At 35.2% G+C, this 24611-nt stretch carries 27 protein-coding genes and 3 tRNA genes; 17 read left to right on the top strand and 13 right to left on the bottom strand.

All coding sequences use genetic code 11. From position 1 onward, the window contains the following. The first annotated feature begins 42 nt into the window (after positions 1-42). The 3 genes from fad_RS09165 (at position 43) to fad_RS09155 (ending at position 1288) form a co-directional block, all read left to right on the top strand. Positions 43-267, top strand: a complete 225-nt coding sequence (locus fad_RS09165; protein WP_009887006.1) for a helix-turn-helix domain-containing protein — start codon at positions 43-45, stop codon at positions 265-267. Positions 268-334: 67 nt separating this feature from the next. Next, positions 335-949, top strand: a complete 615-nt coding sequence (locus fad_RS09160; protein WP_009887005.1) for a peroxiredoxin — start codon at positions 335-337, stop codon at positions 947-949. After that, on the top strand, positions 950-1288 hold the full coding sequence (locus tag fad_RS09155) for a carboxymuconolactone decarboxylase family protein (protein ID WP_009887004.1): 339 nt from the start codon (positions 950-952) through the stop codon (positions 1286-1288). 20 nt (positions 1289-1308) lie between these two features. Here the strand turns inward: fad_RS09155 and fad_RS09150 are convergent, their stop codons facing one another. Both fad_RS09150 and purM read right to left on the bottom strand, forming a co-directional pair. Continuing rightward, a complete protein-coding gene (locus fad_RS09150) occupies positions 1309-1662 on the bottom strand; it encodes a NifB/NifX family molybdenum-iron cluster-binding protein (protein WP_009887003.1) in 354 nt (117 codons plus the stop codon). A 58-nt stretch (positions 1663-1720) separates the two neighbouring features. Beyond that, positions 1721-2728 (bottom strand): phosphoribosylformylglycinamidine cyclo-ligase, encoded by a 1008-nt coding sequence (gene purM / locus fad_RS09145; protein WP_081143124.1) that lies wholly within the window; start codon positions 2726-2728, stop codon positions 1721-1723. 265 nt (positions 2729-2993) lie between these two features. Between purM and zfx the strand changes: the two genes are divergently transcribed. Beyond that, complete coding sequence (gene zfx / locus fad_RS09140) at positions 2994-3428, top strand: zinc-containing ferredoxin (protein ID WP_009887001.1); 435 nt, start codon at positions 2994-2996, stop codon at positions 3426-3428. A 10-nt stretch (positions 3429-3438) separates the two neighbouring features. Here the strand turns inward: zfx and fad_RS09135 are convergent, their stop codons facing one another. After that, positions 3439-4029, bottom strand: coding sequence for a hypothetical protein (locus fad_RS09135; protein WP_009887000.1), 591 nt, complete (start codon positions 4027-4029; stop codon positions 3439-3441). Between the two features lie 121 nt (positions 4030-4150). Here fad_RS09135 and fad_RS09130 point away from each other — a divergent pair, with 121 nt between their 5' ends. From fad_RS09130 to fad_RS09120, 3 genes are all read left to right on the top strand, one after another. Further along, the gene (locus fad_RS09130; protein WP_236940575.1) at positions 4151-5341 is read left to right on the top strand and encodes an argininosuccinate synthase; all 1191 of its coding nucleotides are present in this window, start codon (positions 4151-4153) and stop codon (positions 5339-5341) included. Positions 5342-5373: 32 nt separating this feature from the next. Beyond that, the gene (locus tag fad_RS09125) at positions 5374-6690 is read left to right on the top strand and encodes a lyase family protein (protein WP_081143122.1); all 1317 of its coding nucleotides are present in this window, start codon (positions 5374-5376) and stop codon (positions 6688-6690) included. Between the two features lie 62 nt (positions 6691-6752). After that, complete coding sequence (locus fad_RS09120; protein ID WP_081143121.1) at positions 6753-9071, top strand: valine--tRNA ligase; 2319 nt, start codon at positions 6753-6755, stop codon at positions 9069-9071. Here the strand turns inward: fad_RS09120 and glnA are convergent. Further along, positions 9068-10393, bottom strand: coding sequence for a type I glutamate--ammonia ligase (glnA, locus tag fad_RS09115; RefSeq protein ID WP_081143120.1), 1326 nt, complete (start codon positions 10391-10393; stop codon positions 9068-9070). The two genes, fad_RS09120 and glnA, sit on opposite strands and share 4 nt — an antisense overlap. A 311-nt stretch (positions 10394-10704) precedes the next feature. Here glnA and fad_RS09110 point away from each other — a divergent pair, with 311 nt between their 5' ends. The 3 genes from fad_RS09110 to cca are packed head-to-tail and all read left to right on the top strand — an operon-like array spanning position 10705 to position 13320. Beyond that, the gene (locus fad_RS09110) at positions 10705-11679 is read left to right on the top strand and encodes a hypothetical protein (protein WP_148285728.1); all 975 of its coding nucleotides are present in this window, start codon (positions 10705-10707) and stop codon (positions 11677-11679) included. A 24-nt stretch (positions 11680-11703) separates the two neighbouring features. Continuing rightward, positions 11704-12036 carry a nascent polypeptide-associated complex protein gene (locus fad_RS09105; RefSeq protein ID WP_009886992.1) on the top strand — a complete coding sequence of 111 codons (333 nt, stop codon included), beginning with the start codon at positions 11704-11706 and terminating at the stop codon, positions 12034-12036. Beyond that, positions 12037-13320, top strand: coding sequence for a CCA tRNA nucleotidyltransferase (gene cca / locus fad_RS09100; protein WP_081143119.1), 1284 nt, complete (start codon positions 12037-12039; stop codon positions 13318-13320). Between the two features lie 3 nt (positions 13321-13323). Here the strand turns inward: cca and fad_RS09095 are convergent, their stop codons facing one another. The 9 genes from fad_RS09095 to fad_RS09055 form a co-directional block, all read right to left on the bottom strand. Then, on the bottom strand, positions 13324-13518 hold the full coding sequence (locus tag fad_RS09095) for a MoaD/ThiS family protein (protein ID WP_009886990.1): 195 nt from the start codon (positions 13516-13518) through the stop codon (positions 13324-13326). Positions 13519-13520: 2 nt separating this feature from the next. After that, positions 13521-13593, bottom strand: a tRNA-Gln gene (locus fad_RS09090). A 65-nt stretch (positions 13594-13658) separates the two neighbouring features. Further along, positions 13659-14306 carry a DUF1641 domain-containing protein gene (locus fad_RS09085; protein WP_009886989.1) on the bottom strand — a complete coding sequence of 216 codons (648 nt, stop codon included), beginning with the start codon at positions 14304-14306 and terminating at the stop codon, positions 13659-13661. A gap of 6 nt (positions 14307-14312) precedes the next feature. Next, positions 14313-15548: an NAD(P)/FAD-dependent oxidoreductase gene (locus fad_RS09080; protein WP_081143118.1), complete on the bottom strand. Its 1236-nt coding sequence runs from the start codon at positions 15546-15548 to the stop codon at positions 14313-14315. Positions 15549-15734: 186 nt separating this feature from the next. After that, on the bottom strand, positions 15735-16805 hold the full coding sequence (locus fad_RS09075; protein ID WP_081143117.1) for an isocitrate/isopropylmalate dehydrogenase family protein: 1071 nt from the start codon (positions 16803-16805) through the stop codon (positions 15735-15737). Continuing rightward, entirely contained in the window at positions 16799-17281 is a 483-nt protein-coding gene (locus fad_RS09070; protein WP_081143116.1) for a LeuD/DmdB family oxidoreductase small subunit, read from the bottom strand. The genes fad_RS09075 and fad_RS09070 overlap by 7 nt, the downstream gene beginning before the upstream one ends. Before the next feature lies 1 nt (position 17282). Further along, positions 17283-18524 (bottom strand): 3-isopropylmalate dehydratase large subunit, encoded by a 1242-nt coding sequence (locus fad_RS09065; RefSeq protein ID WP_081143115.1) that lies wholly within the window; start codon positions 18522-18524, stop codon positions 17283-17285. After that, the gene (locus fad_RS09060) at positions 18517-19683 is read right to left on the bottom strand and encodes a homocitrate synthase family protein (protein ID WP_009886984.1); all 1167 of its coding nucleotides are present in this window, start codon (positions 19681-19683) and stop codon (positions 18517-18519) included. Before fad_RS09060 ends, fad_RS09065 begins: the two co-directional genes overlap by 8 nt. A gap of 158 nt (positions 19684-19841) precedes the next feature. Further along, a tRNA-Phe gene (locus fad_RS09055) sits at positions 19842-19914 on the bottom strand. A gap of 301 nt (positions 19915-20215) precedes the next feature. Here fad_RS09055 and fad_RS09050 point away from each other — a divergent pair. From fad_RS09050 to fad_RS09020, 7 genes are all read left to right on the top strand, one after another. Then, a complete protein-coding gene (locus fad_RS09050) occupies positions 20216-20443 on the top strand; it encodes a hypothetical protein (protein ID WP_081143114.1) in 228 nt (75 codons plus the stop codon). Beyond that, positions 20403-20687, top strand: a complete 285-nt coding sequence (locus fad_RS09430) for a hypothetical protein (RefSeq protein ID WP_081143113.1) — start codon at positions 20403-20405, stop codon at positions 20685-20687. The genes fad_RS09050 and fad_RS09430 overlap by 41 nt, the downstream gene beginning before the upstream one ends. Then, positions 20678-21784: a glycine cleavage system aminomethyltransferase GcvT gene (gene gcvT, locus fad_RS09040; RefSeq protein WP_081143112.1), complete on the top strand. Its 1107-nt coding sequence runs from the start codon at positions 20678-20680 to the stop codon at positions 21782-21784. The genes fad_RS09430 and gcvT overlap by 10 nt, the downstream gene beginning before the upstream one ends. A gap of 305 nt (positions 21785-22089) precedes the next feature. Then, positions 22090-22161: transfer RNA gene (locus tag fad_RS09035), tRNA-Ala, on the top strand. Positions 22162-22287: 126 nt separating this feature from the next. Next, positions 22288-23016, top strand: coding sequence for an isopentenyl phosphate kinase (locus tag fad_RS09030; RefSeq protein WP_236940574.1), 729 nt, complete (start codon positions 22288-22290; stop codon positions 23014-23016). Beyond that, positions 23016-24065 carry a type 2 isopentenyl-diphosphate Delta-isomerase gene (fni, locus tag fad_RS09025; protein WP_009886979.1) on the top strand — a complete coding sequence of 350 codons (1050 nt, stop codon included), beginning with the start codon at positions 23016-23018 and terminating at the stop codon, positions 24063-24065. The genes fad_RS09030 and fni overlap by 1 nt, the downstream gene beginning before the upstream one ends. After that, positions 24066-24566 (top strand): ZPR1 zinc finger domain-containing protein, encoded by a 501-nt coding sequence (locus fad_RS09020; RefSeq protein WP_009886978.1) that lies wholly within the window; start codon positions 24066-24068, stop codon positions 24564-24566. It abuts the gene before it with no gap. Positions 24567-24611: the final 45 nt, after the last annotated feature.

The following is a 24611-nucleotide window of genomic DNA, read 5'->3' as shown; positions in this document are numbered from 1 at the left end:
CACCTAACAAAAAAATAATAAGATGATATATGCTATAAGTGTATGGAACAGGAACTTAAAATGCTTACACCTTCCACAAGGCTGGTGTTTATGATGCTCCGGCAGATGAAGGTTGCAAGATTATGCCAGATCATTGAAAGCACAGGGCTTTCCAGGAGGTCTGTTCTTTATTCCGTTAAAAAACTGAATTCTTTGGGTTTAATTGAGATAAGCATTTGCCTTTCAGATACCAGACAGAGGTTTTACTGCATTAAAATCAATGAATAAAGGTGCAAATTTTGCATCTTAAACAACCATATTATAGAATTTTTTCATAGGTGTATAAGGTAATAATATGGCAGTATATTTAGGACAGAAAGCTCCGGGTTTCCTTGTTAATACAACAAAGGGGCCATTGAGCCTGGAAGATTATAAGGGAAATTGGGTGATATTGTTTTCGCACCCCGCAGATTTTACGCCGGTGTGCACAACAGAATTCATGGCCTTTGCTAGAAGATACGATGAATTTAAAAAAATTAATACAGAGTTAATTGGTTTGAGTGTTGACAGTATCTATAGCCATATAGAGTGGATGAAAAATATAAAAGAGAAATTTGGCATAGAAATACCGTTTCCTGTAATCGCCGATATCAATAAAGATGTGGCAAGGGAATACAACATGATGGACGAAAAAACAGGTTCGACTGTAAGGGGCGTATTTATTATAGACCCGAATATGATTGTAAGGTTAATGATATATTATCCTGCTGAAACAGGAAGAAACATAGATGAAATTATGCGAACATTAAAAGCATTGCAGATGAACTGGGACAGAAAGCTGGCCGCGCCCGTCAACTGGCAACCCGGTAACGATGGCATTGTTTCAGCTCCAGGAACTCTTGATGAAGCAATTAATAGGGAAAAGAATGGCAGCAAAACATGGTATTTAACCTATGAGGCGGTGAGATAAATGGACGCAGGGAAAAAAATGGAAGAAGTAGGAAGGGTAATGCAATCAATATCAGAAGATAATAAGGAATATATGGGTGCATTTATGGGGCTAATGCAAAATACAATGAGGGCCGGAACACTTTCTGTAAAACAGAAGGAACTAATTGCCCTGGCACTCAGCATAGCAGCCAGATGTGAATGGTGCATTTCATATCATGTAAAATCAGCCATAGAAGCTGGCGCAACTAAAAAAGAATTGATGGAAACGGGATATGTGGTTGTCCTCATGTATGGCTCACAGGCAATGATGGAGCTTAACAGTATGCTGGACGCAATAGAAAAATTTTATAAAAAATAGTTTAATAAAAAAATATTTTTTTAATGTTCTCTGTAAAGAACAGGCTCTAGCTCTTCAACAGCTTTACCTTCAAGTTCTTTCAGGTTTTTTATTACGTCGGAAATTGGTTTTTCCTCAGTAACCACATATTTTACTTTTCCAAGAGACATATTGTATGATCCGGGGCACAGTGAGTTTTCTGTCACTACGAACATATCTGGCTTTAAGGATAGAATTCCGGCCATTGCAACCTCTCTCCCACCATGTGTTCTGCCAAATCCTGGATTTTCATACTCTTCTATCTTCTTTGTTTCATCGTCTATAAGGAATATTGAATTGCCATATTCCAGAGGGCTCAACATATTTTCTTCGTCTACTACGCATGCTACTTTCATAACTAAGGTAAATATAACAAAAAATTTAAGGTGATTGTATATTTTAAAACTAAAAAAATTAGTAATACCCGTGCATTTCCACAGAATATTCAGGTATAGTAATACCGCTGCCGTTTTCAACATGCCCTACTTCCTTTACGGGAACACGATTTCTTACTATATTTAAAAAGTCTGTTTTGCTCTCAGGGTCTATTACAACAATATACCCCATTCCCATATTGAATATTTCAAACATTTCACTGAAGGAAAGGTTTCCCATATCCATCAGGCGCAAAAACACATTATCAACATCGAAAGGATTGTCAATAACATATTTCATATCTTTCATCCTTGCAATATTTTTTATTCCCCCGCCGGTAATATTTGCCATGCCCTTAATAGGCACAATGCTCATGGCGTCAAGAACTTCCCTTACATATATCCTTGTTGGTTCAAGAAGTACATCTGCAACTCTTTTGCTATCTCCTGGGAACTGGTCTTCGTAATCGATTTCATTATCCTTTATTATTTTCCTCACAGTGGTGAAACCGTTGGAATGGAGACCACTGCTTTTCAAAGCGAATATGAGGTCCCCGTCTGAAATCTTTTCTCCTGTAATTATCTGGTCTTTCTGTATTAATCCCAGGGCTGTTGCAGATATGTCTATGTTTTTTACCAGATCCGGAACTATTGCTGTTTCTCCTCCCACAATATTTAGATTGGCTATCTGGGCACCAACGTTAAACCCGATGCCAAGTTGCCGTGCTATTTCATTATCCATCTCCTTAAGTGAAAGATAATCAAGCATAGCTATGGGCTCTGCACCAACTGTTATGGCATCATTTACATTCATTGCAACGCAATCTATGCCTATAGTATTGTATTTGTTTGTCTCAGCTGCTATTATAGTTTTAGTGCCAACACCATCATTATTAAAAGAAACGGCGAAATTGCCCAGGTCTATCAGTGATGTAAATCCACCAAGTGAATTGATTGTCTTGAAATCGGACCTCTTAAATTTTATCTGCCTCAGAAAATTGGAAACAAATTCTCCCTGTGATTTCCTGTCTATTATCTTCCTTTCCATGTATAATAATTACATTCTTAAATAAAAGTTTATATATTTTTATAAATTATTTCCAGCATAAGAATAGAAAATAGGAGTTTAAATAGCAAAATAATGTGTGGTGGTAATTATATTCATTAAAGGATATGGCAATGTAACTACTTTATTTAAAATTTAAACAATAAAGATAGTATAGCATTGATTTCACTAACCTGTTGGTCATAGGACTTAATGGAAAAGGCAAATATTTTAAATAGATAATGCATTACTCTATAAGGTGACATAAATGGTTCAGAGAGAAGACGTAGATTTTGACCCTAAACATATAGATGAAAATTTTATGAGCGATGAGAAGAACTATCCTGTAACAGGAGAAGAGGATGGGCTTAAAGTAAGAGCAGGCGGAATGCAGAGAATGGATGACAATGGAAAACCATACCCTACAAAATTAGGAATTCATGGAACAACCGTTGCCGTTGATTGGGACGGATGCATTGCAGATGGTTCATGTATGGATGTCTGCCCTGTTGACCTGTTTGAATGGAAATTAAATCCTGGAAATTCCGGAACTGGAAACGACAAAAAGGTAGAAAAAGGAACACCGGAATGGGAAAAATACAGAACAGACAAGTCAAACCCCGTAAGGGAATCAGAATGTATATTCTGCATGGCATGTGTAACAGCCTGCCCGTGGAGTGTAATTAAGGTAAACAACGAGTAAATACCTTAATTTATTGATTCATAAGAGCTTCATAGGCTCTTATTGCATCCTTTCTATTTACTATTATTATAGTCTCGTTTGAACAGGATATTAATTGTAGTACATTTATTTCATAGGAGAAAAGTCTTTCATTTATTTTCATAACAAAACCTGGCGTTTTCACTATCTCCATGGATGAGAATATATGCAGGGAACTAACATTGCGTTCAATAACAGCGTTTTTTGGAAGATCCAATTTTTTATTTTTTGTTTCATCCACTATATACACAATTGAATCGGTTAAATAAGTAGCAGAAAGGAAGTTTAGGTTGTCTATTTTCCTATCAACAGTGATAACCATTATTTTATCCTGCAATGTAATTTTGCTTTCCGATAGAAGCCTGTCAATATGAACTGTGTCCGCCGAAGAATTTTCCATAAATATCTTGTTCAATGCAGACCTGATAGAAATTATATTATATCCGGTTTCCTCCTGTGATATTTTCCTGGAGAGCTTGCTTACATTAAGTATTCCCATTCTCATGGAAATTATGAGCTCAGGATTCTTTTTAATATAATCCCTCACCATAGTTTCCACATTTCCCCTGCCTGTTCTTGACATAATATGATATGTATAATTATAATATAATATTTTACATTAATACATATTATATGTTATTAATACCACTAATATGCTAAATATTTACAAAAAATATCATATATACAGAAAATATTTGATACCCATGGATAAAGTATTATTATTATATTCAGGCGGCCTTGACACATCTGTTATGGCAAAGTGGATTCAGAAGGAAATGAAGAAAGAGGTTGTTACACTCACATTGAACATAGGCAACAGCAATCTTCAAAAAATAAAGGAGAAGGCTCTCGGGCTGGGAGTTTCTGATGCAATAGTACTGGATGTAAAGAACGAGTTTTCAGAAAAATATATTGCAAAAGAGATTTATGCAGACGGCATGTATGAGGGTTACCCCCTATCTACTGCTATTGCGAGGCCGCTGATGGCAGAAAAAGCGGTACTGTATGCTGAAGAATATGGCTGCAACACAATTGCACATGGTTCAACAGGCAAGGGCAATGATCAGGTAAGGTTTGAGGTTACAATGAAAGCCCTCAATGAAGATATAAATGTAATCGCACCCGTAAGGGATTGGAATATGAACAGGCCGGATGAGATTAAATATGCAAAAGCAAACGGTATAGATATCCCCATGGGTGGAAAATATTCTGTTGATGAAAACATATGGGGGAGGTCGGTTGAAGGATCGAGTATAGAAACTGTATCAAATCCGCTTGAATACGATGTTTATGAATGGGTTAAGCCCCTTGAGGAAACAGGAAATGGCGATATAATAGATATTGAATTTAAAAATGGGGTTCCCGTTTCACTGAATGGAGAACAGTACGCCCTTAAAGAACTTGTGGAGAAACTGAACGTTATAGCGGGGAACAATGGAATAGGGCTTATAAATCACATGGAAGACAGGGTAACCGGAATTAAAAGCCATGAAGTCTATGAGGTCCCGGGAGCTATGGCTATCATACAGGCACATAAAATGATGGAATCACTTACCCTGAATAAATCTGAACTGGATATTAAAAATTATATGGATAATCAATGGTCAAATTTTGTTTACAATGGATTATGGTATGACCCGGTGATGGAACACATAAACCAGTTTGAATCCAGCATAAATAAATACGTCAATGGAAATATAAAATTGAAGCTTTACAAGGGGAATATAGTAATGCAATCTATAGAAAGTGAAAATTCAATATACAACTATGATAAGATAAGCTATGACAACAGCAATTTCAATCAGGACTCAGCTAAAGGATTCATAGATATTTACAAAAACAATACAGTATATGCTAGCAATGCCAGGAAAGAGAAAATAAAATTAATCCAGTAAAATTTATTTATTCTATATTGGGATTGACAATTATGAAAATATGGTCTGGCAGTGCAGCGCCTGAATCGGGCAACGAAGCGTACAGAATTATGCTTGAGAAAGATATTGATGTTGATAAGTACCTTATACCCTATGAAATTTTATCATTAATGGCATATAACCTCAACATATATGAGAGAAATATATCTGATAGAAATAACTCAAAAGCAACTCTAAAGGAGCTTTTATCCCTGTATAATAGAAAAATTTCACTTGATCCAGATCTTGAAGATGTGCATGGGAATATAGAAAACATAGCTATAAGGGAAACAAATGGGGCTGCGAATAATATGAGGATGTTCATGTCAAGGAATGAACAGGTACATACCGATGTGAATTTTTTCCTTATTGATATCCTTCTGGAATACGAGAAAATCATATACAACACAATTACAGGGTTAGAGAAGTTAACACAGAATGGAATTATGCCGGGATATACACATTACAGGCAGGGCATGCCAGTTACATTCCAGACCTATGTTGATTTCATTAAAAATATAATGGTATATAACTTCAATAATATTGATTCAATATTAAATGAATTGAAAGAGCTCCCATTAGGCTATGGTTCCGGTTTCGGTTCAATGTCCGATGCAAATTTCAAAGAAGTTGCAGAATATATGGGGATGAAAAAGCAGATAAAGAATCCATTATTCTCTTTCATGCTTTATTCAGACAATTATATCAAAGTTTTATCCGCAATAAATTCATTTTTAATAGATATATCAAGAATATTCCAGGACATGATAATTTTCAGCGGAGATGAAATGAAGATTATTGAATTGCCAGCAGGATATGTTACTGGAAGCTCATTGATGCCAAATAAAGTTAATCCTGATTTTCTTGAAATATTCCAGGGATATGCGGCAAAATCCATTTCACTGATGAATTTGCTATATTCCGGGACGATAAATAAGACAACCGGGTATCATAGAGATTTCCAGATATTAAAGGATGAAGTAATACCGTTTATGGTTGAATTAAAGGGTGTGTTAAATGGGTTTCCAGAATTATTCTCCGGAATTAAGTTCAATAAAGAGGCCAGTGAAAGAATAATAGGCAATTCCATTTATGCAACATACAATTCAAAGTTAAATTTTAAAAATAATGGGAACTGGAAGGAATCCTATAAAATGACTGGGGACATGATTAGGTCAGGAAAAGCGTTGAAGCCATATATGCCAGAGGATGTAGTATCATACAATAATTTTGGTTTTCTCAGGGATAAAATAGAAAATAATATTTCTTCCTTAGAAAATGGCAAAAAAAAGTTATTGAAAATGGTAAATGATATAATATCTAATTTATAAAGTGTATAATTTTCACACACAGATAAAAAAATATATAATTATATGAAACATTAAGAGAAGATATGATAGACACTGTGGCAATTGAGAAAAAATGGAAAGACTACTGGTTTAACAATAATATATTTGCATTCAAGAAGGGTGATAAGAATTATACTATAGATACGCCACCGCCTACAGTTTCTGGAAAAATGCATGTAGGGCATGCATTCTCATACCCGCAGCAGGATTTTATTGCAAGATATAAAAGGATGAAAGGCTATAATGTATTCTATCCGTGGGGATTTGACGATAACGGGCTACCAACAGAAAAATTTGTTGAAAAAGAAAGAAGGGTAACTATAGATAATACGCCATTAAAGGATTATATAGAAATATGCAGGGAAGTGAGCAGGGAGTCAGAAAAAGGCCTGTATCAAGCATGGTATGATACGGGCATAAGTGCTGACTTTAAGAACTATATAGACACATCATCCGATTTTTCAATTAAAATATCACAGGAAATGTTTCTTGACCTTGTTGCAAAAAAAAGGGCATACAGGGATGAAGCACCGTATATAACATGCCCAACATGCCGTACAGCAATATCACAGATAGAGATGAAGGATGCCATTATCAGCACAGAACTTGTGTATATTAATTTCAACGGCATTGAAATAGCCACAACAAGACCAGAAATGCTGGGTGCATGTGTAGCTATTTTTGTAAATCCAGATGATGAAAGGTTTAAGAAATTTATAGGAACCACTGTAAATGTTCCGGTGTATGGATATCCTGTAAAGGTTATGTCTGACCCGTCTATTGATATGGAATTCGGAACTGGAGCTGAAATGCTATGCACCTTTGGAGACCAGCATGACCTCGAGCTATGGAAAAAATATGGCATCAAAGCTAGGATAATTCTCAAAAATAACAGGATAAATGACGGGAGCGTTATTATTAACATGCCAATAAAGGATGCAAGAAAGAAAATTATTGACGAGCTTCAGAGTAAAAATTATATAATAAAAATTGAAAAAATAAAACATTCCGTAAATACCCATGAAAGGTGTGGAACTCCTATTGAAATAGGAATAAGCAAGCAGTGGTATATAAAAGATCTTGATATTAAAAATGAACTAATAGAATTCGGGAATAAAATAGAATGGGTACCAGGGCACATGAAAATAAGGTATGATAACTGGGTAACAGGGCTGAAATGGGACTGGTGCATATCCAGGCAGAGATACTTTGGTGTTCCTTTCCCTGTATGGTATTGTGACAATTGCGGTGAGATTATTCTTGCTGGAAATGAAGAACTTCCGGTAGACCCGAGGCTGGATAATAAAAAAAGAAAATGTGAAAAATGCGGGTCTGATAATATAGTTCCGGAAACCGATGTTATGGATACATGGGCAACTTCATCATTAAGCCCAACATTATATCTTAAACACATAAACCAGATGGATTTATACCCGATGGACTCCAGGTTCCAGGGGCACGACATAATTACATCATGGGCTTTTACCACAATACTGAGGTCGTATTTACATTACGGCGAAATACCATGGCGCAAAATAGTCATCAGTGGGAATGTTTATGATCCCTTTGGCCAGAAAATGAGCAAAAGCAAGGGAAATATAGTTGAACCGCGGGCAATTATAGAGAATTATGGCGCAGATGCACTGAGATACTGGGCATCAACAACCATGCAGGGGGAGAACATAAAACTAAGGGAACAGGACCTGATGAGGGGGCGCAAAACAGTAATAAAACTGGAGAATTCATTGAAACTTATTATGATGCTTGCAAATAATAAAAAACCCGGGAACACAATACCGGAGTTTCCTGTAAATAGATGGATAACTACAAAGATGGAACGCACCATAAAAGAGGTAACAGAGTATATGGAAAATAATGAAATCATGAAAGCCAGAATAAGCCTTGATAAATTTTTCTGGAATGAATACTGTGACAATTATCTTGAAATGATAAAAAACGAATCATCCAAAGATGACAGGAGAGATGAAACACTTTCGACTGCATTTTCTGTATTTGAAAATATACTTAAGATGTACTCACCCATAATGCCATTTATAACTGAAGAGCTTTTCCACCAGGCTAATCCATCTTTTTCAGGCAGCATAGGCCTTGAGCCGTATCCTGAATTTGATGGGCAGATGATTTATAATGAAGAAAATGAAGTTGATTATATAATAGGCGTAATAGACAAAATACGGAACCTGAAAAGCCAGATGAAACTGTCAATGGCAGCACCACTGGACATTTTAAAATTGCACGGGGATGCTAAAATTATACAAAAATATGATTATATACTGGAAGGAATGATGCACATAAATAGTATGGAAATAATAAATTCAGAGGATACTTACATTGAAAATTAATAAATATCCAGGTACTTATTAATCTCCCAGTCCGTGACCTCTGACCTGAACTCATTCCATTCATTTTCTTTTATGCGCAGCAGATTATTGAATACAGATTCACCGAATATTTTCTTCATCAATTCACTGTTGCGGAATGATTCTATAGCCTGGCCAAGTGAACCTGGCATGGACTTTATCCCATTCTTCTGCCTTTCCGCTAAATCCATTTCAAATATGTTCTTCTCAATTGCTTCCGGAGGATTTATTTTATTTTCTATGCCATCAAGGCCCATGCCAAGTATTGCAGCAAATTGCAGGTACTGGTTTCCAGCAGCATCAGGGAACCTTAACTCCATTCTCTTTCCCTTTGGTGGTGCAGCAGGTATTCTAACAAGAGCACTCCTGTTCCTGTTTGCCCATGCAATGTATACAGGTGCTTCATATCCCGGTACCAGTCTTTTATAGGAATTTACAGTTGATGCAAGGACAAGTGATGCATCTGCTACATTGTTAAGTATGCCACCAAGGTAATGCATTGCATAGTCGCTTAATCCATACTTGTTTGATTCGTTATAGAAGAGGTTTTCATCGCCTGAGAATATGCTCTGGTGCACATGCATTCCATTGCCATTTACACCCTTTACCGGCTTTGGCATAAATGTAGCATAATATCCATATTCATTGGCAGTTTCCTTTACAACGCTTTTTATCATAATTATTCTATCTGCCATTGTAACAGCATCTGAATACTTTACATCTATCTCATGCTGGCTGTATGCTACCTCGTGGTGTGATGCTTCCGGGTAATAGTGCAACCCTTCAAGCTTCCTTATTATCTCCTGCTTTACCGTGAATGCCCTATCCAGTGGCTCCTTGTCAAAGTAACCGCCATAATCGCTTGGCTCTATTGTTGGCTCACCATTTTCATCCTGCTTGAAAAGGAAATATTCAAGTTCAGGGCCCAGATAATAGGTTTTATTTTCCTTTGTTAGCTTCTCAACCTGCTTTTCCAGTATATACCTTGGGTCTCCCTCAAACCTTGTGCCATCTGAATTGAATATCTTGCATACAAACCTTACAGTTTTCCCTGCATAGTTCTCATTGGTTAGAATGGTATAGGATGATAATTCAGGTACTGCCTTCATATCGGAATCCTCTATCTGTTTGTATCCAACAATGGAACTCCCATCAAACATAACACCGTTGTAAATAACATCCTCAAACCTGTTATGTGGTATGGTTAATGATTTAACTGAGCCAGAAATATCTGTAAATTGCAGTTGCAAAAATTCAACTTCATCTTTCTTTAACTTTTCAATAAAGGACTCTTCATCCTGCATATAGCATAATGCAAATGGATAATAAATACTTTTACGGGAATAATCCGGATAAATGATTTTGCTTAAAATTGGTATGTTCTATGTTAATATAGGTGGGTATCGGAAAACATTTAATATCCTTTTATAATAATCAAAAAGTGAATATTTTAAATAAAAATAGTGTAATTGATCTAATTTATTCAATAAAAAATGCGTCTCTATTATTCTTGTTTATTTTATTTCCATATCACTTATATAATAATTCCATGAAACTTTATATATTTCCCGCTATCATTATTTCTTTTGAAATAATTTATTACTTATCATATATTATGTCCAGAAATATTATAGAACTTGTGAAAAAATATTCAGTGTTTTTAGGAGGGGCTATTTTTGCTATTATTATGCCTTTTATCCTGTATATCAGGAGTTATTTGATTCTGGTTGTAATGATTGCCATTCTTGCCTTTGGCGGATCGATTATAGACAACTGGAACAATACATACAGGCGTGGAAACAATATTACTAATGTCTATACAGGAATTGCACTGGCAGGTATTTTTGCAACCATATATTTTATACATTTAAATTCAATCTATATTATTTTTATATTATCTGTATTGCTGGGAATTTTTTCAATAATTTATATATTATTCACTCACCAGAACATAAATTATAAGAAAACAGTGCTGACAAAAAAATTAAAACGGTATATAGTATCAATAGGTGATATAAAGAGGGTAAGAAATGGGTTAGAGCTGCTTTATACAATTTTTATTAATTCACTTTTATATATGGCTATTGCGCTTATATTAATCACCATTCCATTGCTGGCTGTAAAAGCAGGCGATATTAATTTAATTTACAGGTTTGTAGTAATTTCAGCAGCATCATTTTTTACTGTGTTTCTGGGTAGTATGGTAAAATCAAAAACCTTTCAGGGAATTTCTTTTGTATCCATATTTCCACTGCTCATTGTAATAGGATTCCTGATATCCATAAAAAATACGCCTCTGGATCTGAATATTAGCATTCTTTTTATCCCGGCCGTTGCGTTTCTGGTACCAGGATATAGAACGTATATCACAAGAAAGTTCCCTGGAAGTGAAAAGTATTATGTAAATAAATTTACAAATTTTTTTAGCGGGATTTTTTTAATCACCGTACCTTTTATAATTCTGACTTTTATTGGTTTTCCTATGTATGCAATTATAGTTGAACTTCTAGCTTCTTTAATTGCACTGATTATGTGCCTGAAATTTATCAATTATCCGGAGATAATACCACCGGCAAAATATAAAAATTAATAAAAGAAGTTATAATTAATCTACATGAATCCAAGGGACGTAAGAAGGATGATGAACCAGATGGGAATTAAATCCACCGAAATGCCGGACGTTAAGGAAGTTATACTGAAAGGTAAGGATAAAGATTACATAATAGAAAACGCCTCTGTCACCATGATAGAGGCACAGGGGCAGAAAACATTCCAGGTTCTGGGCACCATGAAGGAAAAACCCAAATCGGCATCTGTTGAAGAATTTGATGATGAAGATATAAAACTTGTTATGTCCCAGTGCAATGTTTCAAGGGAGAAAGCAATAGAGGCACTCAGGAAAGCTGATGGGGAACCTGCACAGGCAATTATAGACCTTGGAAATTAAATGAATTATTTAGAAAATAAGTTACAGGAACAGACTCCCACATTGCAGGAACAGGAGAAATTAAAAAACATAGTATCTGCTATTGCCAGTGATATCGATGCTATATGCAAAACAGAAGGGATAGACGCAACTCCTTTAGAAGTCGGATCAGTTTCAAAGGGTACAAATCTGAAATCGAGTGATATTGACTTATTTATTACTTTTTCCAGGTCATACCCTGTTGAATATATAGAAAAGAAGGGGCTTGAAATTGGACATGCTGTACTGGAAAATGCCATAGAGAAATATGCAGAACATCCATACGTTTCCGGGTCTGTATCCGGCATTAAGATCGATATAGTCCCCGCTTTCAGGATAAATGAAGGTGAAAGAATAGTATCCAGTGTTGACAGGACGCCACTACATACAATCTATGTTAAAAGCAGGACAGATAGTAAAATGGTGCATGATATAAGGCTGCTAAAGGTGTTTCTGAAGGAAATTAACGTTTATGGTTCGGAAGTAGCAAAATCAGGATTTTCAGGATATATCTGTGAAATTGCAATAATTGCATTTGGCACATTCGAAAAGTTTATTCAATACATGGCAAATTTAAAAGGAAAGTTGATAGTGCCGGAAAACTGTGATAAAGAATTCAACGAGCCGGTAATAATAATTGATCCGGTAGACCCCACAAGAAATGCAGGGGCAGCTGTAAGTGTAGAAAACCTTTCAAAACTGAAACTCGCAGCAAAATTATATGTAACACGCCGTGAAGATATACTTTTCAATCCAGAACCTGTAATAAAATACGATAGAAAAACTATAATGAAAGCATTTGTATTAAAAAAACCGGACATAATAGATGATATAATATACCCCCAGGCCGTACGCCTTAAAAACCGGATATGGGATATATTCCAGAAGTCAGGGTTCATGCCATTCTCATCCGAATTGTATATGGGGGAAAATATAGAAATTCTGATTGAATATATGAGAAATAAATTGCCAGATGCACAGAAACATATGGGTCCACCGGCCGAATCAAACGAGTCTATAAAATTCATAGATGCATGGAAAGGAAATAGCCGGTTAATGCGTGGGCCTTATATTATAGGAGACAGAATATATGTAGACACGAAGCCCAGATATACTGAATTGGAAGAAATAATTAAAATTGAACTGGAAAAATCAGATATAGGCAAAAACCTGAACCAGTATAAAGGCGAAATAAAAGTAGTATCAGGAAAAGATGTGGATAAGTTAAATGTGGCTAAAAAATTCTATTCAAAGTATTTATTTTAAAGATTATCCACCGGAAAAAATTTCAAGGAATACCAGATTGTCTTCAGGATTTACAATAGCATCGGAAGTTGCGGGGTTACCGTTAAGTATAGCCACAAATCCATCCTCATCTATATTAAAAGCACTATAGATATCGCTAAGTTTTTTAGATTCTTCAATGTGAATTTTTCTTTTTTCTTTTCCTATTATTTCTATCATAACAGCTCCGGGCAGATTCGAACTGCCGTCATCGGATCCAAAGTCCGGAATGCTTGTCCACTACACCACGGAGCTATAATTACCATAATCGTAAATAAATATTAAAATCTGTTGAGAAAATTGCTTATAAAAAAAATATTTTATTTTTTGGCAGAGCAGTTAAATTCATCACTGCATGTTTTTCCAAGGCTTCTCAGTATAGAAAATACTATTCCAAGGCCTTTCTGGGCATCTTCATCTTTCATTGCGCGAAGAGTTCCCATCATACCCCCAACAGGCGTTACCGTATCAGTTTTTATCGCGTTTTCTACTGCTTTAATCATATTTACGTAATGCGGTGCAACGCTAAGGTCCAGTGTTCCAAGGGAAGCAAGAATTGGTTTCTCATTCATGAGAAGATTCATGGTAAAATCATTGGACAGCAGTCCCATAATAGCTCCCATTGCAGCATCATCTTTCAGAATCCCCATAACTGGATCAATCAGGCCCTTGTTCTGTATTACTGTTACTATTTCAAGCAGATTGCTGAGCGCCTTTACATTCTTCTCCTCTGACATTATTTTTAGCAATACCATTACTGAATCTGTTTTGGTAGTAAGTGATAGTACATCATCGCTTGTCAGTAGACTGAAGACTGTCTTTAAAGTTTCATCGTCACTCAATATTCCGGATATTACATCGAGAAAGCCAAGGTTATCAAGCTTTCTTATAAGCTCAATTGCCCTGGTCAAACTGGAAATATATTCCGGTTTCATCAATTTTTCTAACTGTTCATCTTCAGACATCATATTAAATCACCAGCTCGCAAGATATTTGTCAAGTGCCATATCGCCATTAGTCCACATAAAGTATTTGGTAAATAACTCCTTCTTTATATGGTTTGTGGCTGAGGGCTGTGCGATTTTTTCATCTCCACCATAAAATGTTGTATCATTCACGGCAATTGCAAATCCTTCCAGAGGATTATCTGCTATGCATACAACTTCAGGTGTGTATGTATCAACTTTTGTTGGGACTCCAAGCCTGTTAGCCAGATCCTGCATTGCAATCCTAGATGTCATCACCGCGAGGAAGCCAAGCTTTGGAACTGTTATCTGGTTTGAGTCTCCACATGAGTATACATTTGGATATTTAACAGATCTCATATGCTCATCTGTAACAACAAATCCACCATCGTCGAACAGGTCAGGTGTGGAATTCTTCACTGCGTCGTTAGCTTCATATGGAGGCAATACTATAGCTATATCTGCCTTTATGGTCTTTCCATCCTCAGAAACTATTTCGCCTTTCTTTAATTCCTTTAATTTGAAATTCCATACTGTATCAAATCCGGCCTGGGCAAATAAGGACTTTACAACGCCCCTTGATTCCTTTGCAATATCCGTAAGAATTTCCTCTCCAGGAGAGAATATTGTTATGTGTGTTTTATCCATAATTCCTCTCTTTTTAAGGTATGCCGGTATCATCAATGACATTTCAAAAATTGGCCCTTCACATGCTGAATCAGCAACTGATGCCCAGTTTTCAGGGTATTTCCCTCTTGGCTTAAGTGTGCCCTGATAAAATACTCCGGAGCCTATTGCTATATTTCCTCCCTCGAATTTCTCCAGCTTCTCATGAAGTGCAGTTGCAAAATCAGGTTCGCACACACTGGATCCATAGTCATCCCAACCATTCAGATGCTCAACACCAAGTTTTGCTCCGAATGCAACGACAAGATAATCGTAAGTAATATTCTCCTTTTTGCCATCAGGTGCCGAATATTCAACCTTATTCTTTTTGGCATCTATGGCGTTAACAGTACCTAATACAAATCTAATTCCCTTTGCTGGTAAAGCTGTTGCAAGGTCTACCTCAAGGTCTTCTGCTTTGAAAACTCCGATACTGACATGGGGCATTCCTGGCCTGAAAGCCGCATACGGAGTATTATTTATGAGTGTTACATCCACTTTATCCCCAAGCAATCTTTTTGCTGTATAAGCTGCCGTCAATCCGGCAAATCTTCCACCTAAAACAAGTAATTTAGTCATATTTCACCACTTAGATTATAATATTATAGTTATATATTAAGTTTTTTATCACATTTGTGAAGAAAAATACCTTTTTAGTATAATTTTTTGTAGTTATTTTATATATAGCACAGTATAGTTTTATATATGCATTGTAAAAAAATAAATAATATGATGTAAATTGATAATTAATAACATAATAAGGCATTAAATATTATTTTTCGTCATTGTGCAATAATTTTTCACCTTATTTATAAATTCATGTGTCCCGGCATTGCCTCCAGATTCTATTGGAATTGTACCATTTCTTATTACATTTTCTACTGATTTCTCCATGATGCCTGCAGTTTCTGTCTGGTTCAAATGCTTTAACATCATTATGCATGAAAGTATTGATGCTACAGGATTTGCTATATTCTTCCCTGCTATGTCAGGCGCACTGCCATGTACCGGTTCGAACATAGACGAATAGTCGCCTATATTGCCACTTGGTGCATACCCGAGGCCCCCTACCATAGCACTGGACATATCTGAAAGTATATCCCCATATAGGTTTGGAGCAATTATATACCTGTATTTCAACGGGTTATTTATCATATTGTAAGCAAGTGAATCCGCATATTCAAAGTTTATTTTTTTACCGGCAGGTTCTGATTCCTCTATAGCTATTTCACGCCATAATGAATACATGTCTACAGCATTGGCCTTATCTGTAATTGTCACAGTTTCAGTGTCAGCAATTTTGTATGCCATATTAAAAAAGCGTTTTAAATTTTTTCTTGAAAGGAAGCCCATTGTATAATAAATAGTATCGTCTGATTCAGAATTTATATCAATATTATAATTGTAAAAGTTTCCTTTTTGCCTGAACAGTTTATGTTCATTTAATGATCCTGAAATATCAGAATAAAAATCCTCCTTATTCTCCCTTAAAATTGTCATATGTATATTATTCCCTGTTATCCTGCTAAATGAGATGGCAGGGCGGATATTCATATAAAGGTCCAGTTCCTTTCTGAGCCTGAGTATGACACCCTGTTCCATGATTCCTGGCTTTACCCTGAAATCACCTATGGCACCGAAAAAAATTGAATTGTAGCTTTTTAATTCATCTATTTCGCTATCTTTTATTGTTATGCCCTCATTAATATATCTTTCAGACGATATATTATAAAACGTAAAATTAACTGATGGGTCTATAGAGGTTACCAGATCACAGGCCTGTGGTATTATTTCCTTTCCAATGCCATCACCCGGTATGACAGCTATATCTACCATTTCCCGGACCACACATAATTGACAAGACCCTTGCTATCTATAATGTTCCTGAGAAATTCAGGGTATTCTTTAAACTGTGTTGTAATGCCATTGTGCATTATAATGCTTTTATCAAAATCTATTGATATTTCACCATATTCTGTAGCTTCTATCTTTGCTTCTATTACCGGTATCCCTGTATTTATTGCATTTCTAAAGAATATCCTTGCAAAGCTTTCAGCAATAATACATGATATGCCAAGGCCTTTAATTGTTATTACTGCATGCTCCCTGCTTGAACCGGACCCGAAATTTTTCCCTGCAACTATAATATCGCCCTTCATAATATTTGCCGCAAGGTCAGGGTATTCATTTTCCATGAAATGTGGTGCCAGTTTATCCGGTTCAGATGTGTTAAGGTATTTTGCCGGTATTATCTGATCTGTATCAACATTGTCTCCTAATACAATTGCCCTTCCTTTTATATTATTTACCATTTTATATCTCCTCCGGTGTTCCAATTCTTCCAAGTATGGCTGATGATGCAACTATTGACGGGTTTGCTAAGTACACTTTAGAAGTTTTATCTCCCATCCGCCCTATAAAATTCCTGTTTGTTGAAGATATACATACTTCATCAGGGCCCAGTACGCCCATATATCCGCCGAGGCAGGCACCGCATGTTGTTCCTGAAAAATAGCCACCGGCTTCCACTATAGTATTTATGAGTCCTTCCATCAGTGCCTGGTTATATACTTCCTGGCTTGCAGGAACTACCATAAGCCTGACATTTCTGTTAACTTTCCTGCCCTTCAGTATTGCAGCTGCTTTTCTTATATCTTCTATTCTCCCATTCGTGCATGACCCTATGTATGCCTGGTCTATTTTCTCATGTATTGCAGAAGCAATTCTAACATTGTCAGGCGAATTGGGAATTGCAATAGAGGGTTCTATATTATTCATATCAATATTGAATGTTTGAGAGAAATCAGCATTTTCATCTGATTTTACTATTTTATAGCTGCCTGTATTTCTCCGGTTCAGATATTCTATTGTTTTTTCATCTGTATCAAAAAATGAACATTTAGCTCCTGCTTCTGTTGTCATATTGGCCATTGTCATTCTTTCGTTGATATCAATATACTTTATATTTCCGGAAAATTCCATGCATTTATATGCTGCACCACCGTTTTTGATTTTTGATAATACATGCAGTATAATATCCTTCCCTTCTACGCCTTTTCCAGGTTTTCCTGTAAGGTTTATCTTAATTGTTTCAGGAATTTTGAACCACATTTTGCCAGTAGCAAATATTACGCCTGCTTCTGTACTTCCTATGCCGGTAGAAATTGCTGACAGTGCACCATATGTGTTTGTATGGGAATCTGCACCTGCTATTAGCCTTCCCGGTGCAGCAAAACCCTTCTCCATCATAACCTGGTGGCAGACGCCTCCATGGCCTATATCATAAAACCATGTTCCATTCTCAAGCGCAAAATCCTTGGATTTTTTATACTGTTTCGCAGAATTGATGTCTTTCGGCGGAACAAAATGGTCCGGTATAATTATTATTTTGTCGCTTTTTGGCTTCATGCCAAGTTCGTTAAAAGCATCTATGGCTATTGGGGCTGTAATATCATTGGCCATTACATAATCCACATTTGCCACTATATAATCGCCACTTTTTGAATCTGTTCCACTCTTCTCTGAAAATATTTTCTCTACCGCTGTCTTACTCATTTCTTGCCACCTCTAATAAAAATTTGTCATCAATTGTTTTATTTCCTTCTTTCTTCACTATCTGTAATATATTATCTATTTCATCATCCGTTTTATGCATACCATTATTCTCCAGTATGTATTTTATTGCTGCCTTCCCGGAATGCTTGCCTATAACTATTCTTCTATTGAGCCCAAAAATTTCCGGGTTTATAGCCTCATATGTTTTCGGGTTGTTTATTATGCCCTGGACATGTATGCCAGCTTCATGTGAAAACGCATTTTCTCCTGTTATGGCTTTGTTCTTCTGAGGTATTATTCCGCTTGCTGCACTGACATATTTTGATATGCTGTATAGTTTTTCCATTTTTATATCTGTGTATGAATTTAAAAATCCATAAATTGATGACACAACCTCCTCTAAAGAGGCATTTCCAGCTCTCTCACCGATTCCGTTTACTGTTACCTGGGCTTCATTTGCACCGGCCATTAAACCTGCAAGGGTATTGGCTGTAGCCATTCCAAAATCGTTATGACAATGGATGCTTATGCCGGTGCTGGTAAATGATTTTATTTTGTTGATAAAATAATACATGGAGATTGGATTCATTATGCCTATAGTATCTGGAAAATTTATAGTTTCAACCTTAATGGAGGAAACTATCTGCTTAAGGAAATCCATGCTGGTTCGTGTTGCATCTTCTGGAGAGAAAATTATTCTCATGCCATAGCTCCTTGCATAATCTATAGATTCCATTATACTGTCAAAAACCTGTTCCCTGGTTTTTTTTAATTTATATTTCATATGGATATCCGATGTTGCAATAAACAGGTGTATTATTCTAGAATCTGACTCTATTACCTTATCTATATCATTTCTATTGCATCTTGCCAGTGAACATATATTTTCCATATCATGATTTATCTTTTTTATTGATTTCATTTCATCATTAGAAACGGCAGGAAATCCAGCCTCTATTATATTGACACCAGCATCATACAGCATTTTTGCTATCTTATATTTCTGATCTGTGTTAAATGATACTCCGGGTGTTTGTTCTCCATCCCTCAGTGTTGTATCAAATATACTTATATTTTCCCTGTTAAATTCATAGCCCATTCTGCTGTATTCACCCATATTGAAAAAATCGCTATAGCTTCCGCCACCATAAAAATACATCTTATTACCTCCAAAAATTCTAATGAAGATAACGTTTACTCAAGCAACAAAAAGAACAATTGCTCAATAAACATTATCGAATTCATCTACAGGTGAATTAACATAATGTTATATAAATATATCTATAACTGCTCTTGAATCAAATACAAAATTAAAAATGCCGTGAGCCGGGATTGAACCAGCGACCTCCAGATCTTCAGTCTGGCGCTCTCCCAACTGAGCTATCACGGCTACATAGTTACACTGGTAAATTCAGAATAGTCTCAATTTACATTTGATAGTGTTCAATATAACACTGTACCAGCAATTTCAACGCTGTACACATTATAGCCTTAAACTATCCTGCGTTTATTGTTCGGATAATGATAAACTTTTCGCTCATTTTTATCTATGGGTTACAGAACATGAATCCCATGGAATGTGTACAACAACCCTTTCGATGCATACTGGCTATAAGACATATAATTAAAATCAATATATATCAATAAAAATAGGGCTAAAGTATATATAGTTAAGTTTATTCATTATCTCGATGAGAAAATTTTCAGAATATTTCACCGTATTCTTCTTCTACCGTTTAACAGGTATTATTCTATTCCTTAGTGGATTTGTTTTTTACTTATTCTGGGGAATAGAATATTCTGGATGGAAAGATTCTGGCCTTATATCCTTTGTTGTTCCATTGATACTTTTAGGCCTTTTAACAATATGGCTAGGAAATGAAAAAGAAAAAGAGAATAGAAAGCTGGTTAAAAAATAAATTTAAAAAATTGTTTATTAATTTTTCAGGATTGTGGATAAATAAATATATTGGTTTTTATTGTAATGGTATGCTTAAAAGAGGGTTTGGTGTTGCAAAGGCGATAAATTATAAGGCACTGGTGTATTTCCAGTGGAAACTGTTTATTTATAAGTGTTATGAAAGTAAAAAATTATTAATTGAAATGAAAAATAATACCCGCACTTATATAGGGGGGAGAGGGGTGTATTTCCTATGGAAGTGAAAAATAGTACCCCCCTGAGAACTGCTCTTTATGATGAACATAAAAAATTGAATGCTACAATGATAGATTTCCATGGATGGGATATGCCGCTTCAATATACATCCATTATAAAAGAGCATATGTCTGTAAGAAACGATGTTGGAATGTTTGATATTTCACATATGGGCGATATTGTAATATCCGGTCCGGGATCAGACAATTATGTTGATTATATTTTCCCATCCAGGATTTCATTATTAAAGAACAATGAATGTATGTACACTGCATTTCTTAACCCATCTGGGAATATGATTGACGATACAATAATTTATAGATTATCCGGTGAAAAATTCTTTTTAATACCAAATGCGTCCAATATCGATAAAATTTATAAGTGGATGATAGATAATAAAAAAGATTACGATGTAACAATAGAAAATTATTCAAATATAATCAGCCATATTGCAGTACAGGGCCCTAAATCTGTAGATGTTTTGAAAAATTTAGGAATGGAATTCCCTGAACAGTTTAAATTTTTATATTCAGATGCAAAAAAGTATAATGCAATAACTGGAAAAAATGAAATAATAATATCAGGAACAGGTTATACAGGTGAAAAAGGTGTAGAACTTATAGTTCCAAATGAACTTGCAGCAGATATGTGGAATAGTGTATTAAATGAAGTTAAAAAGTTGAACGGGCTTCCATGCGGACTGGGCGCCAGGGATACCTTAAGAATGGAAAAAGGAATGCTATTATCCGGACAGGATTTTAATGAAAATAAGAACCCATATGAAGCGTCTATATCTTTTATTGTCAATATCGACCATGAATTTATTGGAAAAGAAGCTTTGATGAAACAGAAAAATGAGTATACGGATATTTTTAGGGGATTTAAACTGGAAAACCGGAATATACCGAGAAATGGGTTTAATATATATATAAATGGAAATATAGAAGGAACAATAACAAGTGGAACTGTATCTCCTATTCTAAATACGGGGATTGGATTGGGATATATTAATAGAAAATACAGCAAAAGTGGAACTGAAGCTTTTATCAAGATAAGAGATAATATGGTAAAAGCTGAAATTGTAAAGCCAAAAATTTTGAAATAATAATTTTTTTACTTTTTAATTAATATAATAATATATTTTTTTATTATTAATAATAAAAAAAGTGTGTCACTTTATAATAATATAATTTAAACTTTTATATTATATTATATATCATATCCTATTAATTATATATTTATTATTTATAATAATATAATATCATTATACCCACATACCCTTTTTTACGTTCCACTGGAAATGCACCTCTCCCCCCCTCCCGGCTATCCGAACTAATTTTCTATGTCAATAAATTAAATCCAGTTTAGAAACATTTAATAATTTTAGTATAATTTCCATTGAATTATGATGGGCCGATAGATCAGCGGTAGATCGCTTGCTTTGCAAGCAAGAGGGCTCGGGTCCAAATCCCGATCGGTCCATATTTGGATACAATGCTTTTTAAAAATATGTTATCTGTATTATTAAACCTAGATTTGCTATTTAACCAGATTCTTACTACCGATGCAATAGTCAAATTTAATAACACTTTTTATATTATTTATACAATGATTGTAATTAAGATCGGCGGGAGCATTATAACAGATAAATCAATGTATAAAAAATTCAATGGGCAAATAGTAGAAAACATTGTTAAAACTCTAAAACGTATAGATAAACAAATGGTAATAATTCATGGGGGTGGTTCTTTTGGCCATATAAAATCTAAAGAATATGGTTTGCCAGGCCAGGTTTCTGAAAGAACAATGGAGGGCATGAATATCGTACATAATGATATGGCAGAATTGGATCTTAAAATTTCAAAAATTTTTCAGGAAAATAAAATCTATAATATTTCACTTCCTGTTTCATCACTTGTTTATAATAATAAAAAAAATTATAATATTTTTTCAAAATATCTGGAACTGGGCATAACCCCCATTTCATATGGAGATACATACATACATGGCAATGAAATAGGTATATACTCTGGCGATAATATTGCATATGATATTTCAAAAATATTGCATCCCGAATTTGTAATATTCTTTTCAGACGTTGATGGCATATTCGATAAAAATCCGAAAAATAACCCTGATGCAAAGCTCTTAAAAACAATTTCAACAGATTTTCAATATGATACTATTAATCCAGATGTCACAGGAGGAATAATGAATAAATATAATAAAATGAAACTAATTTCTGATATAGGAATACCTGTATACCTCATTAATGGACTTTATCCGGAACGAATATATAATATAGGAAAGGATAATTTTACAGGAACGGTGGTTTAATGATAGAAAACAGAAAGGAAGAGCATATTAATATTGCTGAGAATATGAATGTTACTTCAGAGCACAATTTCTGGGATGATATTAGATTAATACACAGGGCTATACCTGAAGTTGATTATGATTCTATAAATACAAAAATTAATTTTCTAGGAACTGAATTCGGTTTGCCATTCCTTATATCTTCCATGACAGGCGGTACTGAAAAAGCAAGAAAAATAAACGAAAACCTTGCCAGGGCAGCTGAAGAATTCAAGATAGGCATGGGTGTTGGGAGCATGAGGGCTGCTATAGAAAATAAAAATATAGCAGATACATTTTCAGTTATAAATAATTATAAGATACCGGCAAGATTTGCAAACATCGGGGCACCACAGCTAATCGGGCAGGAAAAGCCTCCTATTTCTGATAAAGACATTGAATACATATTCAATCTTATAGGTGCTAAATACCTGATTGTCCATTTTAATTTTTTACAGGAAATGGTACAGCCGGAAGGGGACAAAAATGCTAGAGGAGTGATGTCAAGGCTAAAGGAAATAGCAAAATCTTATCCTGTCATAGCTAAAGAAACCGGCAGCGGATTCTCAAGGGATGATGCTCTGGAACTAAAAGATGCAGGTGTCAAAGCAATAGATGTTGGGGGTCTTGGTGGCACTTCATTTGCTGCAATAGAATATTACAGGGCTGAAAAAATTCAGAATAAAGAAAAAATGCACACCGGCCAGACATTCTGGAACTGGGGAGTACCTTCACCAGCATCTATTAAATTCTGTTCCGTTGGTTTGCCAATTATAGGGAGTGGCGGAATAAGAAATGGCCAGGACGTAGTAAAATCTATAATTATGGGGGCAGACATGGGTGCTATGGCGAGGAATTTCCTAAAGGACGCAGACACATCATACGAAGATCTGGTATTCCATATAAAAAATATAATAAAAGATATTAAAATTTCTATGTTTTTAACAGCTTCGAAGGATGTATCAGAACTTAAAAACAAAAGATATATAGTTTTAGATCCATTATATTCATGGCTAAACCAGGGTGATTAAATGGATGAAAAGAAAACAGAATCAAGATGCCCGAATTGCAATAGTTTTTTATATTATATTGAAGCAGACAATGAAATACCATACGAAGGCAAAATTACCATACATACATACGTATGCAAAAATTGCAACTATAAAAATATCACTATAGACAGGCATGAAAAGGGAGAGCCAAAAATTATAAAGTTTAAGATAAAGAATAAGAACGATTTAAAAACAATAGTTTACCGGTCTCCAGACGCAAGTGTCCATATTCCAGAACTGGAGGCTGAAATATCCCCTGGAATAGCATCTAAGGGCTATATCACAACTATAGAAGGCATATTAACAAGCATAAAAGAGAAACTTTCTATCATGGGCGACGATGAAAATATAAATGTACTGAGGCAAAGAATAGAAGGTATAATAAGCGGCGCAGAGGAGAGCGTAACCATAATACTGGACGATGATTCAGGGCAGAGCAGGATTAATAGCAGCAGGGTTGAAATAATTAAAAAGAAATAGCATTATTTATAAGAAATTTAATATATATCCAATCTTATTCCATAT

The organism is Ferroplasma acidiphilum (genome assembly GCF_002078355.1).
GTDB classification, from domain to species: Archaea; Thermoplasmatota; Thermoplasmata; order Thermoplasmatales; family Thermoplasmataceae; genus Ferroplasma; species Ferroplasma acidiphilum.
The sequence above is the reverse complement of the archived record's forward strand: the minus strand, read 5'-3'. Positions and strand labels throughout refer to the sequence as shown.